The following is a 17,888-nucleotide window of genomic DNA, read 5'->3' on the forward strand; positions in this document are numbered from 1 at the left end:
CACTCAGGGCTGCAAACATCAAAACCCCCCGTTCTGTTCCGTATCCTGTGCCCGCTCATTCCCGGTCTGTTCGCCCGCAAGCTCTTTCAGAAGCAGTACGAGCACGCTCCGTACACTCTCTCTACGAATTTCCGCGCGGTCGCCGTTCAACCGCAGAGGCTCCACTTTTCCGCCAGCGGCGGAACCGGAATCGGCACCGACGGGACCGTCCACCGCCACGAAGACCGTGCCGACGGGCTGCCCGTCCTGCGGTTCGGGGCCGGCCACACCGGTGGTCGCGATGCCCCAGTCGGCGCCCAGCGCCTTGCGCACACCGGCCGCCATCTGGGCCGCGACCTGCGCATCCACCGCTCCCCGCTCGGCCAGCAGGGTGGCGTCCACGCCGAGCAGCTCCTGCTTGAGCGCGGTGGCGTAGGCCGTCACCGAGCCGCGGAACGCCTTGGACGCCCCGGGCACCGCGGTGATCTCCGCCGCCACCAGCCCGCCGGTCAGCGACTCCGCGACAGCCAGGGTCTCGCCCCTCACGGTCAGTAGTCGCACCACGTCGGCGGCCGGAAAAGTCACGCTTCCTTCTCCTCCAACGCGGCAGTGCGCTCGGCGATTCCCTGCCGGCGCAGCACAATGGCCTGTCTGATGTAGTCCAGACCCGTCACAACGGTCAGAACGACCGCCACGGCCATCACCCAGAATCTCAGGGTGGCCAGCCACCCCGTGAGCGCCAGCACGTACATGCCGACGGCCACGCCCTGGGTAAGCGTCTTCAGCTTTCCGCCCCGGCTGGCCGGAATGACGCCGTAGCGAATGACCAGAAAACGCAGCAGGGTGATGCCGAGTTCCCGGCCGAGGATGACGGCCGTCACCCACCAGGGCAGATCACCGAGGCCGGAGAGACAGATCAGCGCCGCCCCCATGATCGCCTTGTCGGCGATGGGGTCGGCGATCTTCCCGAAGTCGGTGACGAGGTTGTAGGTGCGCGCCAGATGCCCGTCGAACAGGTCGGTGATCATGGCGATGGCGAACGCGGCCCAGGCCAGCGACCGCCACGCCGGGTCGTACCCGCCGTCGGCCAGCATCAGCGCGACGAAGCCCGGCACCAGCAGGAGCCGGAGCATGGTCAGCAGATTGGCGACGTTCCACACGCTCGCCTGGTTGACGGCGGCAGCGGCGATCTTGCCGCCGCGCGGCGACCGGCTGCCCCCGGAGGCGCCGGACGTGCCCGCACCGGCACCCGCCGGTGCGCCGGAGGCGTCCGAGCCGGACGGCGCCGACGCCCCCTTGGCCTGGGAGGAGCCGCCCGCGGCGGACGACGCCGGAACACCCGTCATCTGCCCGCCTCCTCAGGACACGCCAGCGGCTCGGCCACCAGGTCGACACCTTCCGTACCGACCACCTTCGCCTCGACCATACGACCGACGCTCAGACCTTCGCCGCTCGTGAGCAGCACCTGGCCGTCCGTCTCGGGCGCCTGGTGCGCGGCCCGGCCGTACACGCCCTCCTCCTCGTCGACGGACTCGACCAGGACGTGCACGGTCTCGCCGACGCGCTCCTCAGCGCGCTGCGAGACCAGCTCCTCGGCCAGCCGGGACACCCGCGCGAGCCGCTCGGCGACGACGTCCTCGTCCAGCTTGTTGTCGTACGTCGCCGCTTCGGTGCCGTCCTCGTCGGAGTAGCCGAAGACGCCGATCGCGTCGAGGCGCGCACCGTTCAGGAAACGCTCCAGCTCGGCGAGGTCGGCCTCCGACTCGCCGGGGAAGCCGACGATGAAGTTGGAGCGCACGCCCGCCTCGGGCGCCTTGCTCCGGATGGTGTCGAGCAGCTCCAGGAACCGGTCGGTGTCGCCGAAGCGGCGCATCGCGCGCAGCACGTCGGGCGCGGAGTGCTGGAAGGACAGGTCGAAGTAGGGCGCGACCTTCGGGGTGGAGGTCAGCACGTCGATCAGGCCGGGCCGCATCTCGGCCGGCTGGAGGTAGCTGACGCGCACCCGCTCGATGCCGTCGACCTCGGCCAGCTCGGGCAGCAGCGACTCCAGCAGCCGGATGTCGCCGAGGTCCTTGCCGTAGGAGGTGTTGTTCTCGGAGACCAGCATGATCTCCTTCACGCCCTGCTCGGCCAGCCAGCGGGTCTCGTTCAGCACGTCGCTGGGGCGGCGGGAGATGAAGGAGCCGCGGAAGGAGGGGATGGCGCAGAACGAGCAGCGCCGGTCGCAGCCGGAGGCGAGCTTGACGGAGGCCACCGGCGAGCCGTCCAGGCGGCGGCGCAGGGGCGCGCGCGGGCCGGAGGCCGGGGCGACCCCCTCGGGCAGGTCGGCCGGACCGTGTCCGGGCAGGGCGACGGCGGCGGCCGACTCCTGGCGCTCGGCCGGGCTGATCGGCAGCAGCTTGCGCCGGTCGCGCGGGGTGTGGGCGGCGTGGATGCCGCCGTTCAGGATGGTCTGGAGCCGGTCCGAGATGTTGGCGTAGTCGTCGAAGCCGAGCACGCCGTCGGCCTCGGGCAGGGCCTCGGCGAGTTCCTTGCCGTAGCGCTCGGCCATGCAGCCCACGGCCACGACGGCCTGGGTTCTGCCATGACCCTTGAGGTCGTTGGCCTCCAGCAGCGCGTCGACGGAGTCCTTCTTGGCGGCGTCGACGAAGCCGCAGGTGTTGACGACGGCGACATCGGCGTCCTGGGCGTCCTCCACGAGCTGCCAGCCGTCCGCCTCCAAACGGCCTGCGAGCTCCTCCGAGTCCACCTCGTTACGGGCGCAGCCAAGGGTGACGAGTGCGACGGTACGGCGTTCAGGCATGGGCTCAAGACTACTTCGTCCCACCGACACCCCATGTCGAAGGGGTTGGCCGATCTTGGCCAACCCCTTCGAGCACCGGCGATGACCGGGCGGCGCCTAGCCGACCTGCGGGTCGCCCTTGGTGTAGGTCAGGCGCTCCACCGCGCCCGGCTGGAAGTCGTCCTCGATCTTCTTGCCGTTGACGTACAGCTGGATCGCTCCGGCGTCGCCGAGGACCAGGTTGATCTTGTTGTTGTCCTGGAAGGTCTTGGACTCGCCTTCCTTGAGCAGCCCGTCGAACAGCAGCCGGCCGTTGTGGTCCTTGGCCGAGATCCAGCTGCGGCCGTCGGTGGCGCTGACCTGGACGGTCACCTTGTCCTGCGGGGCGGCCGCGATGGCGCTGTCGGAGGGCTCGGGCTTCTGGTCGGCGGGCTTGGTCCTGGTGGGCTTCGGCGTGGCGGGCGCGCTGGTCGCGGCCTCGGATCCGTCGGCGACCTGCTGCCCCGCGCCGCTGTCGCCGCCGCCCTTGAGGAAGGTGAAGCCGACGAAACCGATCACGACGACGATGGCGGCGACCATCGCCGCGGTCCAGTTCGGGCCGCGGCGCTCGGGGCGGATACGTTCCGCCTCGAAGAGGGGCGCCGCGGGGGTGGGCGCGGGACGGCCGCCGTGGTCGGCGTCGTACCGGGCGATCAGCGGTTCGGGATCGAGGTGGACGGCCCTGGCCAGGGTCCGGATGTGACCGCGGGCGTAGACGTCCCCGCCACAGGGGGCGAAGTTGTCCGCCTCGATCGCGTGCACGATGGCGATGCGGACCCGGGTGGCGTTGCTGACGTCGTCGACGGTGAGTCCGGCGGCGATACGGGCCTGCTGCAGGGCACGACCGACGGAGAGGCGGGCTTCCTCGCGATCGTCTTCGAACGGACGCTCGTCTTCAGGGGAGTTGCCGATGGACACGGGGGCGCCTTTCGAGCGTGTAGCCACCTGCTGGAGGTTCAGTCTAGGGGGGGTACGAAAGGGTGGGGCAACCGGGCGGTCTGACTTTGTACGCCATCGGTATGGCCGGACACACGCCGATGACGGGCCGGGCGCGGGGCCCATGATGAAACCCCTACCCGTCCTTTCGCTCAACTTGACGTGTGCCAAAGGGAAACGGTTGCCCGGAGTTCTCTAACGGGTGAGTCACGGACCGTCCCCACGGCCGATCGGGCGTGATCACTGCGCCGACCGGCCGTGACCGCTGGGCCGATCGGCCGTCATCCACCACGCCGACCGGCCCACCGCCGATCGGACTACCCCTCCGACTCCCCGCGGATGATCGCCAGCACCCCGTCCAGCTCGTCCGGCTTGACCAGGACGTCGCGTGCCTTGGACCCCTCGCTCGGCCCGACGATGTTGCGCGACTCCATCAGGTCCATCAGGCGGCCCGCCTTGGCGAAGCCGACCCGCAGCTTGCGCTGCAGCATCGACGTCGAGCCGAACTGGGTGGAGACCACCAGCTCGGCCGCCTGGCACAGCAGGTCCAGGTCGTCGCCGATGTCCTCGTCGATCTCCTTCTTCTGCTTGGTCCCGACGACGACGTCCTCGCGGAAGACCGGCGCCATCTGGTCCTTGCAGTGCTGGACGACGGCCGCGACCTCCTCCTCGGTCACGAAGGCGCCCTGCATACGGGTCGGCTTGTTCGCGCCCATCGGCAGGAACAGCCCGTCGCCCTTGCCGATGAGCTTCTCCGCGCCCGGCTGGTCCAGGATGACGCGGCTGTCGGCGAGGGAGGAGGTGGCGAACGCCAGCCGCGAGGGCACGTTCGCCTTGATCAGGCCGGTGACGACGTCGACGGACGGACGCTGGGTGGCGAGCACCAGGTGGATGCCGGCCGCGCGGGCGAGCTGCGTGATGCGCACGATCGCGTCCTCGACGTCACGCGGCGCGACCATCATCAGGTCGGCCAGCTCGTCGACGATCACCAGCAGGTACGGGTAGGGCTGCAGCTCCCGCTCGCTGCCCTCGGGCGCCTTGACCTTGCCCTCGCGCACGGCCCGGTTGAAGTCGTCGATGTGCCGGTAGCCGTACGCCGCGAGGTCGTCGTAGCGCATGTCCATCTCGCGTACGACCCACTGCAGCGCCTCGGCGGCCCGCTTGGGGTTGGTGATGATCGGCGTGATCAGGTGCGGGATGCCCTCGTAGGCGGTCAGCTCGACCCGCTTGGGGTCGACCAGGATCATCCGCACGTCCTCCGGGGTCGCCCGCATCATCACCGAGGTGATCAGGCAGTTGATGCAGGACGACTTGCCGGAGCCGGTGGCACCGGCGACCAGCATGTGCGGCATCTTCGCCAGCGAGTGCATGACGTACCCGCCCTCGACGTCCTTGCCGAAGGCGACCAGCATCGGGTCGTCGTCCTCCGCGGACTCCGCGAGGCGCAGCACGTCGCCGAGGTTGACCATCTCCCGGTCGGTGTTCGGGATCTCGATGCCGACCGCGGACTTGCCCGGGATCGGGCTGATGATCCGCACGTCCGGGCTGGCCACGGCGTACGCGATGTTCTTGGTGAGCGCGGTGATCCGCTCGACCTTGACCGCCGGGCCCAGCTCGACCTCGTAGCGCGTGACCGTCGGGCCGCGGGTGAAGCCGGTGACCCGGGCGTCGACCTTGAACTCGGTGAAGACGGTGGTCAGCGACTCGACGACGGCGTCGTTGGCCGCGCTGCGCGCCTTGCCGGGGCCACCCCTTATGAGCAGGTCGAGCGAGGGCAGCGCGTAGGTGATGTCGCCGGACAGCTGGAGCTGCTCGGCGCGCGGCGGCAGGTCGCGCGGTTCGGTGGGCGGCGCCTTGGTGAGGTCGGGGACCGCGGACGTGACCTCGGCCGGCTCCGGCTCGGGCTGGGGCTTCGGGGTGCGCTTGCCGGGCTGGGGCCGCGCGGCCGGGACCGGTGTGGGGGTCGGCGTGGTGTCCTCGCGGTCGCCGATGCGCACGCCCTGGGTGAGGTCGGCGACGATCGGCGAGGGCGGCATGCCGTGCAGGACCGCACCGTCCAGGTCGGCGGCGGCAGCGGCGGCGATGTCCACGGCGTCCAGCTGCCGGTCGGGGGCGGGCTGCGGCACGGCGGAGCGGCGCGGGCGGCCCCGGCGCTTGTCCAGCGCCTCCTGTTCGGCGCTCTCGGGGTCGTATGCCTGGGGGGCGCTCGCACGCCGGCGGGGGCGCGCGGGCAGCGCCTCGCGCCACTGTTCGTCGTAGCGCTCGTCGTCCTCGGAGTACTCGGCGTACTCGTCGGCCACCGGGTCGTGCAGGATGCCCAGCCGCACGCCGAGCTGGCGCAGCCGCTGCGGGATCGCGTTGACCGGCGTGGCCGTCACCACCAGCAGCCCGAAGACGGTCAGCAGCACCAGCAGGGGTACGGCGAGCACCTCGGTCATGGTGTACGTCAGCGGGGTGGCCGCCGCCCAGCCGATGAGGCCGCCGGCGTCCCTTATGGCCTGCATGCCGGCGCTGCGGGCGGGCGAGCCGCAGGCGATGTGGACCTGCCCGAGCACGCCGATGACCAGCGCGGACAGCCCGATCACGATGCGGCCGTTGGCGTCCTGCTGCTCGGGGTGCCGGATGAAGCGCACGGCGATCGCGCCGAGCAGGATCGGCACCAGCAGGTCGAGCCGGCCGAACGCGCCGGTCACCAGGATCTCCACCAGATCGCCGACCGGGCCCTTGAGGTCGGCCCAGGTGCCGGCGGCGACGATCAGCGCGATGCCGAGCAGCAGCAGCGCGATGCCGTCCTTGCGGTGGGCGGGGTCGAGGTTCTTCGCGCCCTGCCCTATGCCGCGGAAGACGGCGCCGACGGCGTGCGCCACGCCGAGCCACAGGGCGCGCACGAGCCGGTAGAGGCCCCCGGTGGGGTTCGGCGCGGGCGGGGGCGCGGGCCTTTTGGCCGCGGCCTTCCGGGCGGGCGCCTTCTTGGCCGGGGCCTTCTTCGCGACGGCCTTCCTCGCCGGAGCCTTCGCGGGAGCGGCCGTCTTCTTCGCGGGCGGCTTCTTGGCTGCGGAGGGACGTGAGGCCATAGGTGTGAGGTTACCGGTGGAGACGACAGCGGACACGTGTGCCCAGTGCTTCACCCGTTCGTGTCGTCCTTGAGCGGGTGGGAAACTGACGCGCGCTCACACGCAACCGCGTGCGCCGCACGCGCCGTTCCGCGCCCGCGATGGGGCAGCGCCCAGCGTGGCGGGTCAACGCCTCGTGCGCCGGGTCAGCGTCCCGTGCGCGGGTCGGCGTCTCGTGCGGTGCGTCAGCTCTGCGGCGGCAGCGGTGAGGTCCCGCTGCCCGTGCCCGGCTCCAGGGCGTCCAGCGCGCGGCGCAGGCCGGTGAGTTTGCGCTCCAGGTGGGCCGCCGTGGCGACCGCGGCCGCGTCCGCCGACTCCTCGTCCAGCTGCTTGGACAGCGCCTCGGCCTGCTCCTCGACGGCGGCGAGCCGCGCGGACAGCTCGGCGAGCAGCCCGGCCGACTCCTTGCCGGCCACCCCGTCCTTGCCACCGCCCTCCAACTGCAGCCGCAGCAGCGCCGCCTGCTCCCGCAGCTGGCAGTTCTTCATGTACAGCTCTACGAAGACGGAGACCTTCGCGCGCAGCACCCACGGGTCGAACGGCTTGGAGATGTAGTCCACCGCGCCCGCCGCGTAGCCGCGGAAGGTGTGGTGGGGTCCGTGGTTGATCGCGGTGAGGAAGATGATCGGGATGTCCCGGGTCCGCTCCCGCCGCTTGATGTGCGCGGCCGTCTCGAAGCCGTCCATGCCCGGCATCTGGACGTCGAGCAGGATGACCGCGAAGTCGTCCGTGAGCAGTGCCTTGAGCGCTTCCTCCCCGGACGATGCACGCACCAGCGTCTGATCGAGCGCCGAGAGGATCGCCTCCAGCGCCAGCAGATTCTCCGGCCGGTCATCGACCAGGAGGATCTTGGCCTTCTGCACCATGGCCCGCCCTCCTCGCCCCGGCATGGGGCATCCCCTGTCCGCAGGACTTGGGGAAGCACCGGGCGCCGCCCCTTGGGCCGACTCCCTTGCGCCGCCCGTCCTCGTGCCGGTCATGGTAGCTGCACCCTGCCTGTCGCCACACCCTGTCACCGCGATGTCACCGTGCACGTAGCAGAAACGTAGCGGGAGACCAGAAGGTTCCCCGGATGCGGCACTTCTACACGGCTCCGGGGACCCTCCGTCGGCAACTCCCGGTGAACGTCACCGATCATTCCCCGCGCATCCACTGGTCCATCACCGTCAGAAGATGATCAGGGTCGACCGGCTTCGTGACGTAGTCGGACGCACCCGACTCGATCGCCTTCTCCCGGTCGCCCTTCATCGCCTTCGCGGTGAGCGCGATGATCGGCAGCCCGGAGAACTGCGGCATCCGGCGGATCGCCGTCGTCGTCGCGTACCCGTCCATCTCCGGCATCATGATGTCCATCAGCACGACCGCCACGTCCTCGTGCTGCTCCAGCACCTCGATGCCCTCACGGCCGTTCTCCGCGTACAGCACCGACAGGCCGTGCTGCTCCAGCACGCTGGTCAGCGCGAACACGTTGCGGATGTCGTCGTCGACGATGAGCACCTTCTGGCCGCCGAAGCGGATCCCGCGGTGCGGCTGCGGCGCCGCCTCCTGCTCCCCGCCGGACGTCCCCGGCCACTGCTCGGGCTGGGCCGGGCGCTGCTCCAGCGCGGCCGACGAGCCCCGCCGGCGGCGCCGGAAGAGCGCGGCGGCACCGTTCTGCGTCTCCTGGTACGACTTCACCTCGGCCGGCGTCTCGACCTGCACGCCCGACAGCTCCGAGGCGCCGTTCTCGGACGCCCGCACCAGCTCCCCGACGCCCAGCGAAGGCGCCGCCTGCTGGTAGCCCTGCGGCGGCAGCTCGCTCATGTGCAGCGGCAGGTACAGCGTGAACGTCGAACCGCGCCCCGGCTCGCTCTGCGCGTGGATCTCACCGCCGAGCAGCTGCGCGATCTCCCGCGAGATCGACAGCCCGAGGCCCGTACCGCCGTACTTGCGGCTGGTGGTGCCGTCGGCCTGCTTGAACGCCTCGAAGATCACCCGCATCTTGCTCGCCGCGATGCCGATGCCGGTGTCCGTCACCGAGAACGCGATCAGCGGCTCGTCCGGGCTGGTCAGCGAGCCGACCTCGAGCAGCTGCTCCCGGATGGACTGCGGCACGTCCGCGCCCGCCGGACGGATCACCAGCTCCACCGAACCGGAGTCGGTGAACTTCACCGCGTTGGAGAGCAGGTTGCGCAGCACTTGCAGCAGCCGCTGCTCGTCGGTGTGCAGCGTCGCCGGCAGCTCCGGCGAGACCCGCACCGACAGATCCAGGCCCTTCTCCGCGGTCAGTGGCCGGAAGGTGGCCTCCACGTAGTCCACGAGCTGCACGAGCGCGATCCGCGTCGGCGAGACGTCCATCTTGCCCGCCTCGACCTTCGACAGGTCCAGGATGTCGTTGATCAGCTGCAGCAGATCGGAGCCCGCGCCGTGAATCGTCTCGGCGAACTCCACCTGCTTCGGCGACAGATTGCCCTCGGCGTTGTCCGCGAGCAGCTTGGCGAGGATCAGCAGCGAGTTCAGCGGCGTGCGCAGCTCGTGCGACATGTTGGCGAGGAACTCGCTCTTGTACCGCATCGACACGGCGAGCTGCTCGGCGCGCTCCTCCAGGACCTGCCGCGCCTCCTCGATCTCGGTGTTCTTCACCTCGATGTCGCGGTTCTGCCGCGCCAGCAGCTCGGCCTTCTCCTCCAGTTCGGCGTTGGAGGCCTGCAGCGCCTTCTGCCGCTGCTCCAACTCCGCCGAACGCTCCCGGAGTTGCTCGGTCAGCTCCTGCGACTGCTTCAGCAGCTGCTCGGTCTTGGTGTTGACGGAGATGGTGTTGACGCTGGTCGCGATCATCTCCGCGATCTGGTTGAGGAAGTCCTTCTGGATCTGCGTGAACGGCGTGAACGACGCCAGCTCGATCACGCCGAGCACCTTGCCCTCGAACAGCACCGGCAACACGATCACCTGCGCGGGCGGCGCCTCGCCGAGCCCGGAGGAGATCTTCAGATAGCCGCTCGGCGCGTTCTCCACCAGGATCGTGCGCTTCTCCAGGGCGGCCGTGCCCACCAGCGCCTCACCGGGCCGGAACGACGTCGGCATCGACCCCATCGAGTAGCCGTACGACCCGAGCATGCGCAGCTCGTAGTCGTCCTCGCCGTCGGGCACGTCCTTGCCCTCCATCAGCGGCATGGCGAGGAAGAACGCGCCGTGCTGCGCGGACACCACCGGGGTCAGCTCGCTCATGATCAGCGAGGCCACGTCCTCCAGGTCGCGCCGGCCCTGCATCAGCGCCGAGATGCGCGCCAGGTTGCCCTTGAGCCAGTCCTGCTCCTTGTTGGCGATCGTGGTGTCGCGCAGGTTGGCGATCATCTTGTTGATGTAGTCCTGCAACTCCTGGATCTCGCCGGCCGCGTCGACGTCGATCTTCAGGTTCAGGTCGCCGCGGGTCACCGCGGTCGCCACGCGCGCGATGGCCCGCACCTGCCGGGTCAGGTTCCCGGCCATCTCGTTCACGGACTCGGTGAGGTCGCGCCAGGTGCCGTCCACGTCACGCACGCGTGCCTGCCCGCCGAGCTGGCCCTCGGTGCCCACCTCACGGGCCACCCGGGTGACCTCCTCGGCGAAGCTGGACAGCTGGTCGACCATCGTGTTGATCGTCGTCTTCAGCTCGAGGATCTCGCCGCGGGCGTCGATGTCGATCTTCTTGCTCAGGTCGCCCTTGGCGATCGCGGTGGTGACCAGGGCGATGTTGCGCACCTGACCGGTCAGGTTGGACGCCATCTGGTTCACCGACTCGGTGAGGTCCTTCCAGGTGCCGGCCACTCCCGGCACATGCGCCTGGCCGCCCAGGATGCCGTCCGTGCCCACCTCACGGGCCACCTTGGTGACCTGCTCGGCGAACGAACTCAGCGTCTTCACCATCGTGTTGATGGTGTCGGCGAGCTGCGCGACCTCACCGCGCGCCTCGATGGTCACCTGACGCGTCAGGTCGCCGTTGGCGACCGCCGCCGACACCTGGGAGATGTTGCGCACCTGGGTGGTCAGGTTCTTGGCCATCAGGTTGACGTTGTCGCTGAGGTCCTTCCAGATGCCCGTGACACCCGGCACGTGCGCCTGGCCGCCCAGGATGCCCTCGGTGCCCACCTCACGGGCCACCCGGGTCACCTGCTCGGCGAACGACGACAGCTGGTCGACCATGGTGTTGACGGTCGTGACCAGTTCGAGGATCTCGCCCTTGGCGTCGACGGTGATCTTCTTCGACAGGTCGCCCTTGGCGACCGCGGTGGTGACCTCGGCGATGGACCGCACCTGAAGGGTCAGGTTGTTGGCCATGCCGTTCACGGACTGCGTGAGGTCCTTCCAGGTGCCGGAGACGCCCTGCACCTCGGCCTGGCCGCCCAGGATGCCCTCGGTGCCCACCTCGCGGGCCACGCGCGTGACCTCCTGGGCGAACGACGACAGCTGGTCGACCATCGTGTTCAGGGTGTTCTTCAGCTCCAGGATCTCCCCGCGCGCGTCCACGGTGATCTTCTGGGAGAGGTCGCCGCGCGCCACCGCCGTGGCCACCTGCGCGATGTTGCGCACCTGGGCGGTGAGGTTTCCTGCCATTCCGTTCACGGAATCGGTCAGGTCCCGCCACACGCCCGCCACGCCCGGCACCTGGGCCTGACCGCCCAGACGCCCGTCGGTGCCCACCTCACGGGCCACCCGGGTCACCTGGTCGGCGAACGCGGAGAGCTGGTCGACCATCGTGTTGATGGTGTTCTTCAGCTCCAGGATCTCCCCGCGCGCGTCGACGTCGATCTTCTGCGACAGATCACCGCGCGCCACCGCCGTCGTCACCTGGGCGATGTTGCGCACCTGCGAGGTGAGGTTGCCCGCCATCGAGTTGACGGAGTCCGTCAGCTCCTTCCAGGTGCCGGACACGCCGTCCACCCGGGCCTGACCGCCCAGGCGCCCCTCGGTGCCCACGTCCCGCGCCATCCGCGTCACCTGGTCGGCGAACGACGACAGCTGGTCCACCATCGTGTTCACGGTGTTCTTCAGCTGGAGCATCTCGCCGGAGACGTCGACGGTCACCTTCTGCGACAGATCACCGTTGGCCACCGCCGTCGTCACCTGGGCGATGTTGCGCACCTGCCCGGTGAGGTTGCGGAAGGCGGTGTTCACCGAGTCCGTCAGGTCCTTCCAGGTGCCCGCCGCCCCCGGCACCTGCGCCTGACCGCCCAGCTCGCCCTCGACGCCGATCTCCCGCGCCACCCGCGTGACCTCGGCACCGAACGCCTGCAGCTGGTCCACCATCCCGTTGACGGTGTTCTTCAGCTCCAGCATCTCGCCGGCCACGTCGACGGTGACCTTCTGCGACAGATCGCCGTTGGCCACCGCCGTCGTCACCGCGGCGATGTCCCGCACCTGCGTGGTCAGGTTCCGGAAGACGGTGTTGACGGAGTCCGTCAGGTCCTTCCAGGTGCCCGCGGCACCCGGCACGTTCGCCTGCCCGCCGAGCCGCCCCTCGGCACCCACCTCGTTGGCCACGCGCGTGACCTCGTCGGCGAAGATCCGCAGCGTCTCGGTCATCTGGTTGATCGTCTCGGCGAGCTGCGCGACCTCGCCGCGCGCCGGGACCGTCACCTTCTGCGACAGGTCACCGCTCGCGACGGCCGTCGTCACCTGGGAGATTCCGCGCACCTGGGCAGTGAGGTTTCCCGCCATCGTGTTGACGGAGTCGGTCAGCTCCTTCCACACCCCGTCCACGCCGGGCACCTGCGCCTGACCGCCCAGGATGCCCTCGGTGCCCACCTCGCGCGCGACCCGCGTCACCTCCGAGGAGAACGCGGAGAGCTGGTCGACCATCGTGTTGACGGTGTTCTTCAGCTCCAGCATCTCGCCGGCGACGTGCACGGTCACCTTGCGCGACAGATCACCCTTGGCGACCGCCGTGGTCACCAGCGCGATGTCGCGCACCTGCGCCGTCAGCCGGGACGCCATCGTGTTGACGGAGTCCGTCAGGTCCTTCCAGGAGCCCGACAGGCCACGCACGCGTGCCTGCCCGCCGAGCTTGCCCTCGGTGCCCACCTCGCTGGCCACCCGCGTGACCTCGTCGGTGAACGTCGACAGCTGATCGACCAGGTTGTTGACCGTCCGCGCGACCTTCAGGAACTCCCCGCGCAGCGGATGCCCGGGACCCTCCGCCGCCTGCGTGCGCAGCTCCATCCGCGGCGACAGATCGCCCTCCGCGACCGCCGACAGCACCCGGCTGACCTCGGACACCGGCCGCACCAGATCGTCGACCAGGTCGTTGGAGGCGTCGATGGCGGCCGCCCAGGAGCCCTCACAGGCCCCCGTCTCCAGCCGTTCCGTGAGCTTTCCCTCACGCCCCACCATGCGCCGCACCCGCGACAGCTCACCCGTCAGATGCAGATTGCGGTCGGCCACCTCGTTGAACACGGCGGCGATCTCCGACATCACGCCGTCCCCGGACACCGTGAGGCGCTTGCGGAAGTTCCCGTCCCGCATGGAGACCAGAGCCGCCAGGAGCCGGTTCAGGGCAGCCGTGTCCACCACGGTGGTCCCGTTGCGCTGGTTCTTCAGGGACGGTCCGCCTTTCGCGCGCGTCTTCGTGCCCCGCGTCGCTGCGCCAGACTCCACTGTGTCCCTCCCGCAGGGATCGACCATTACTGCCGTGCTCTCGGTGCCCTGGTCCCGCTGAACCGGCCTACCAGGTGTCACCACGTGTGTCAGCCTGCTGCCGGCAGGCCACTCGAACGGGCTGCTGCCCGCCCTGGACGGACGACACTCGGCCTGCCCGGACCTTCTCCAGAAGCTTGCCCAGTGTTTCACCCTCACCGAACCAGGCCATAACAGTTCGGCAGCTTCGCACATCGTCCGCACACCCTGGGGACGGAAACACTGGCGACCGGCATCCGCTCGGACGGGGAAGGTAAGTAACCTTGCATGCGGCTGTCCAGCCGCGCCGGTCCGTCCGGCCTGGGCGGTGGCACGAGTACGAGCGGGCATCGGAGGGGCGGCCGCACACATGACCACCGGACTGATCCCGGGGGGACAGCCCCCGGAACCCCGGCCGACGAGCGCGCGCCCGCCGCACCAGCGGCGCGGGCCCGAGGACGGGGCAGCCCAGCACGTCGACGACCGGCCGAGGAGTTTCGTGATCACCGCGCGCGCGGCTGCCAGCTTCGAGCCCGTAGGGCGATCGGTCGCGACCGCCCGCTCCTTCGTCCGCGACACCCTCCAGGGCTGGGGCTTCGCGGACATCGTGGACGACGCCGTCGTCCTCACCAGCGAACTGGTGACCAACGCCGTGGTCCACGCCGGCACCCACGCGGACGTGCTCTGCCTGCGCACCGAGGACGGCGTCCGCATCGAGGTCTCCGACCGCTATCCCGAGCGCGAGGTGCCCGTCCAGAGCGCCGCCGTCAGCATGGGCAGCCCCGACCGCGAGGGCGGCCGCGGCCTCCAGCTGTGCGCGGCCCTCGCCGGCCGCTGGGGCGTGGAGTACACCCCCACCCACAAGAACGTCTGGTTCCAGCTCGACCTGCCCGAGCGCCCCGTCGGCACCCGCACCGCAGGCCCCGCCCTGCCGGCCGAGCTGCTGCCCCTGGCCGACGGCCGCATCCGCGTCGCCGTAGTCCAGATCGACCGCGGCGGCACCATCAGCTCCTGGAACGAGGACGCCGAGGACCTCTTCGGGTACGCCGCCGACCAGGTCACCGGCAAGCCCCTCACCGACCTCGCCGCCTGGCCGCAGACCCCCGGCACCGGCACCGGCATCGCCGAGGCCCTCCAGCTCTCCCGCTGGGAGGGCAGCTACGGCATCCGCGCGGCCGACGGCCGCGTCACCCCCGTCTACGCCTCCCACCTCCGCGTCCGCGACACCTCCGGCGAGCCCTCCACGGTCTGCCTCCTCGTGCGCGACCACGAGCGCGCCGTTCTGCAGACACCGCTGCGCGCACCCGCCTCCGACACGGCCTCCTCGGCCGACGGGCAGAACAACGACCCGTTCGACGCGTTCATCGGCTCCCCCGCCCCCGACGACCTCGACGGCCTCCTCCAGCGCACCGTCGAACGCGCCCGCGACATGCTCGACGGCGACTCCGCCTTCCTGCTGCTCGCCACCGACGACGAGACCGAGCTGGAGGTCCGCGCCTCCACCGGCCTGCCCTCCGCCCGTCAGCGCTTCGCGCGCGTGCCCGTCGAGGCCGGCCCCGGCCGCTACGGCTCCGCCCGCATGCCGGCCGTCCACGAGGACCTCACGGCCGTCCCCGGCGCCGTCCCCCTGCTGAACGGCACGGGCATGCGCTCCGTCGTCACCGTCCCCCTCAAGGTGGAGGGCCGCCTCACCGGCTCCCTCGGCGTCGCCGCCGAAGCCCCGGGCCGCTACTCCAACGAGGAGGCGCTGCGCCTGCAGTTCGCCGCCGACCGCATCGCCCTGGCCGTCGAGTCGGCCCGCCTCGGCGAGCTGGAACGCCTGCGCCGCGGCTCCCTCAGCTTCCTCGTCGAGGCCTCCGACCTCCTCGCCGGCACCCTCGACCGCGACCAGACCCTCGCCCTCATGGCCCAGATGACGGTCCCCACGCTCGCCACCTGGTGCGCCGTCTACACGATCGCCGACCAGGCATCCGAGCCGTATCTGTCGTACGTCCTGCACGAGGACGAGGAACTCATCGACGGCATCAAGTCGCTGCTGTCGAAGATCTCCCCGCCGGACCCGGTCCCCACCCCCGGCGCCCGCGTCTGGACCACCCCCGGCGAGACCGCCCACCAGGCCGCCCTTCGCAGCTCCATGCGCAGCCTCGGACTGACCGGCGGCCCCATCCACCAGATGGCCTCCGGCATGGGCCCCACCCTCGCCGTGGCCTCCGCGCTGGGCGGCGAGACGGTCGTCCTGCCCCTGGTGGCCCGCAACCGCGTCATCGGCATGCTCACCCTGGGCAAGCCCACCGACGAGCACTTCCGCCAGGAAATCCTGGAACTGGCCGAGGACCTGAGCCGCCGGGCCGCCCTCGCCCTGGACAACGCCCGCCTGTACTCGGAGCGCACGGCCATCAGCCAGTCCCTCCAGCGCAGCCTGCTCCCGCCGGAGCTGCCGAACATCGACGGCGTCGAGGTCGAGGTCATCTACCGCGCCGCCGGCGAGGGCAACGAGGTCGGCGGCGACTTCTACGACCTGTTCCCGATCAGCGACGGCGCCTACGGCTTCGCCATCGGCGACGTCTGCGGCACCGGCCCGAACGCGGCCGCCGTGACCGGCCTCGCCCGGCACGCCCTGCGCCTGCTGGCCCGCGAGGGCCTCAGCGGTCCCGCCGTTCTCGAGCGCCTGAACTCCGCGATCCTCGACGAGGGCGCCCGCAGCCGCTTCCTGACCCTCCTGTACGGCGAGATGCGCCCCCAGGAGGACGGCAGCGCCGAACTGAAGGTGGTCTGCGCCGGCCACCCGCTCCCGCTGCGCCTGCGCCAGGACGGCACGGTGGAGGCGGCCGCCGAGCCCCAGCCGCTGCTCGGCGTCATGGAGGACCTGGAGCTCTACGAGCAGACGGTCACGCTGGATCCCGGCGATGTCCTGCTCTGCGTCACGGACGGCGTGACGGAACGCCGTGAGGGCACGCGCATGCTCGGCGACGACGGCCTCGCGGACGTCCTCACCACGTGCACCGGGCTGACCGCGGGCGCGGTCGCCGCCCGCATCATGCGCGCGGTGGAGCGTTTCGCCTCGGACGCCCCGTCCGACGACATGGCCATTCTGGCCATGCGCGTCCCGGAGCCCCACAAGGACTGAATACGGGGGGCCGCCCCCGGCCCTCCGTCCGCACACGAAAAAGGCCTCCGCCCGATGGGCGAAGGCCTTTTCTATGGAGCCCCCAAACGGAATCGAACCGTTGACCTTCTCCTTACCATGGAGACGCTCTGCCGACTGAGCTATAGGGGCTTGTCGCTTTTTCGAGGTTTCCCTCGCGGCAACGAAATGAAGCATACCCCGAGCGGACCCGAATTCCCAAACTCGTTCAGAAGGCCGGCGCGAGCAGTCCACCGAGGGCATTGCAGGCACCCACAATGCGCTGCATGTCCCGTTTCGTCAGCGCCGCGTCCACGGGCAAAGCGAGCGTCTCGTCGGCGGCCCGCTCGGTCTGCGGCAGCGACACACACCGCCGGAACTCCGGCAGCCGGTGCACGGGCGTCTTCACCGGCACCCGGCAGTCGACTCCCTTGGCTCGCACGGCCCGGGCGAAGGCGTCCCGGTCGGGCCGCCCGTTGCCCGGCACTCGCACGACGTACTGCTGGTAGGTGTGCCCGTCCCCGCCGTCGGGGACCACCACCCCCCGTAGCCTGGCGTCCAGATACGCCGCCCGTTCCCGCCGCTGCGCGACCTCGTCGTACGGCGCCTCGGACTCCCCCTGCTCCAGAACCAGCAGGCCGTGCCGCTGCCCGAGCGCCCGCAGCGCCGCCACATCGGCCACCCGCCCGAAGCGGTGTACGACCACGACGGCCGCCGTCCGCGCGGTCAGCACCGCCTCGACGGCGGCGGTGTCCAGGCAGTACGTGACGGGGTCTATGTCGGCGAACACCGGCAGCGCGCCGGCCAGCGCCACCGCACCGGCCACCTCCGCGTTCCCGAAGGCCGGCACGACGACCTCGTCGCCGACCCCGACGCCCGCGGCCCTGAGCATTGCAGCAGCACCCATGCCGGCGATCCTCGATGCGGAAGCTGAACCTCACGTTACGGAGAACAAAAAAGGGTTGGACCCCGAACCGAAGTTCAGGATCCAACCCTTTGAAGAATTGTTCGGCGGCGTCCTACTCTCCCACAGGGTCCCCCCTGCAGTACCATCGGCGCTGTAAGGCTTAGCTTCCGGGTTCGGAATGTAACCGGGCGTTTCCCCTACGCTATGACCACCGAAACACTATGAAACTGTCGAACAATGCCGCACCGCTGAAAACAGCGGGGCCGTTCGTGGTTTCAGAACCAACACAGTGGACGCGAGCAACTGAGGACAAGCCCTCGGCCTATTAGTACCGGTCAACTCCACACGTTACCGTGCTTCCATATCCGGCCTATCAAC

At 70.3% G+C, this 17,888-nt stretch carries 9 protein-coding genes, 1 tRNA gene and 2 rRNA genes; 1 reads left to right on the forward strand and 11 read right to left on the reverse strand.

Annotation, left to right across the window (positions count from 1 at the left end; genetic code table 11):
* Positions 1 to 18 precede the first annotated feature (18 nt).
* The 7 genes from ACF1AL_RS17450 to ACF1AL_RS17480 form a co-directional block, all read right to left on the reverse strand.
* Positions 19 to 564 (reverse strand): CinA family protein, encoded by a 546-nt coding sequence (locus ACF1AL_RS17450; RefSeq protein ID WP_384214398.1) that lies wholly within the window; start codon positions 562 to 564, stop codon positions 19 to 21.
* Positions 561 to 1,325, reverse strand: a complete 765-nt coding sequence (pgsA, locus tag ACF1AL_RS17455) for a CDP-diacylglycerol--glycerol-3-phosphate 3-phosphatidyltransferase (RefSeq protein ID WP_391826392.1) — start codon at positions 1,323 to 1,325, stop codon at positions 561 to 563. Before pgsA ends, ACF1AL_RS17450 begins: the two co-directional genes overlap by 4 nt.
* Positions 1,322 to 2,782 (reverse strand): 30S ribosomal protein S12 methylthiotransferase RimO, encoded by a 1,461-nt coding sequence (gene rimO, locus ACF1AL_RS17460; RefSeq protein ID WP_386418367.1) that lies wholly within the window; start codon positions 2,780 to 2,782, stop codon positions 1,322 to 1,324. Before rimO ends, pgsA begins: the two co-directional genes overlap by 4 nt.
* 96 nt (positions 2,783 to 2,878) lie before the next feature.
* On the reverse strand, positions 2,879 to 3,718 hold the full coding sequence (locus tag ACF1AL_RS17465; RefSeq protein ID WP_391700961.1) for a helix-turn-helix domain-containing protein: 840 nt from the start codon (positions 3,716 to 3,718) through the stop codon (positions 2,879 to 2,881).
* A gap of 335 nt (positions 3,719 to 4,053) precedes the next feature.
* Positions 4,054 to 6,810: a DNA translocase FtsK gene (locus ACF1AL_RS17470; protein WP_391660461.1), complete on the reverse strand. Its 2,757-nt coding sequence runs from the start codon at positions 6,808 to 6,810 to the stop codon at positions 4,054 to 4,056.
* Between the two features lie 224 nt (positions 6,811 to 7,034).
* On the reverse strand, positions 7,035 to 7,715 hold the full coding sequence (locus ACF1AL_RS17475; RefSeq protein WP_366836480.1) for a response regulator: 681 nt from the start codon (positions 7,713 to 7,715) through the stop codon (positions 7,035 to 7,037).
* A 268-nt stretch (positions 7,716 to 7,983) separates the two neighbouring features.
* Positions 7,984 to 13,461, reverse strand: a complete 5,478-nt coding sequence (locus tag ACF1AL_RS17480) for a HAMP domain-containing protein (RefSeq protein WP_391700966.1) — start codon at positions 13,459 to 13,461, stop codon at positions 7,984 to 7,986.
* 388 nt (positions 13,462 to 13,849) lie between these two features.
* Here ACF1AL_RS17480 and ACF1AL_RS17485 point away from each other — a divergent pair, with 388 nt between their 5' ends.
* Entirely contained in the window at positions 13,850 to 16,606 is a 2,757-nt protein-coding gene (locus ACF1AL_RS17485) for a SpoIIE family protein phosphatase (protein ID WP_391826394.1), read from the forward strand.
* A gap of 74 nt (positions 16,607 to 16,680) precedes the next feature.
* On the opposite strand, the gene ACF1AL_RS17490 is transcribed toward ACF1AL_RS17485, so the two are convergent.
* From ACF1AL_RS17490 to ACF1AL_RS17505, 4 genes are all read right to left on the reverse strand, one after another.
* A tRNA-Thr gene (locus tag ACF1AL_RS17490) sits at positions 16,681 to 16,756 on the reverse strand.
* A 76-nt stretch (positions 16,757 to 16,832) separates the two neighbouring features.
* On the reverse strand, positions 16,833 to 17,495 hold the full coding sequence (locus tag ACF1AL_RS17495) for a DegT/DnrJ/EryC1/StrS family aminotransferase (protein WP_366836665.1): 663 nt from the start codon (positions 17,493 to 17,495) through the stop codon (positions 16,833 to 16,835).
* 114 nt (positions 17,496 to 17,609) lie between these two features.
* Positions 17,610 to 17,726, reverse strand: a 5S ribosomal RNA gene (gene rrf, locus ACF1AL_RS17500).
* A gap of 89 nt (positions 17,727 to 17,815) precedes the next feature.
* Positions 17,816 to 17,888, reverse strand: a 23S ribosomal RNA gene (locus ACF1AL_RS17505); the annotation flags it as partial.

Origin of the sequence: Streptomyces sp. NPDC014801 (assembly GCF_043082085.1) — a bacterium.
Classification (GTDB): domain Bacteria; phylum Actinomycetota; class Actinomycetes; order Streptomycetales; family Streptomycetaceae; genus Streptomyces.

Excerpts from the sequence above, each read along its gene's own strand:
- pgsA (WP_391826392.1), bottom strand. The coding sequence starts at position 1,325 with ATGACGGGTGTTCCGGCGTCGTCCGCCGCGGGCGGCTCCTCCCAGGCC.
- ACF1AL_RS17495 (WP_366836665.1), bottom strand. The coding sequence starts at position 17,495 with ATGCTCAGGGCCGCGGGCGTCGGGGTCGGCGACGAGGTCGTCGTGCCG.
- ACF1AL_RS17475 (WP_366836480.1), bottom strand. The coding sequence starts at position 7,715 with ATGGTGCAGAAGGCCAAGATCCTCCTGGTCGATGACCGGCCGGAGAAT.
- ACF1AL_RS17485 (WP_391826394.1), top strand. The coding sequence starts at position 13,850 with ATGACCACCGGACTGATCCCGGGGGGACAGCCCCCGGAACCCCGGCCG.
- rimO (WP_386418367.1), bottom strand. The coding sequence starts at position 2,782 with ATGCCTGAACGCCGTACCGTCGCACTCGTCACCCTTGGCTGCGCCCGT.
- ACF1AL_RS17470 (WP_391660461.1), bottom strand. The coding sequence starts at position 6,810 with ATGGCCTCACGTCCCTCCGCAGCCAAGAAGCCGCCCGCGAAGAAGACG.